Below are 259 nucleotides of genomic sequence, written 5' to 3' on the forward strand. Positions count from 1 at the left end.
GAGCGGCAGCCTTCAGATACCAGTACATCGCTTGCTTATAGTCCTGGTCCACCCCTTCGCCAGCGTTATAATCCCATGCAATTTGAAACTGGGCGTGCCGATTACCCTGCTGTGCGCTTTTCAAATACCAGAATGCGGCGAGTGTCTTGTTTTGAGCAACGCCTTTTCCGTCTTCATAAAGATCGGCCAGATTGTTTTGCGCGTCACTATGGCCTTGTAATGCAGCTTGTTTGTACCAGAAAAATGCCAGCGCATAGTC

1 pseudogene is annotated in these 259 nt (G+C 49.4%); it reads right to left on the reverse strand.

Going from position 1 to position 259, the window contains the following annotated elements:
* Positions 1-259 (reverse strand): annotated as a pseudogene (gene ybeQ / locus AC0L24_RS33925) (Sel1 family TPR-like repeat protein YbeQ); the annotation flags it as partial.

It is taken from the genome of Mesorhizobium sp. WSM4809 (genome assembly GCF_055811655.1).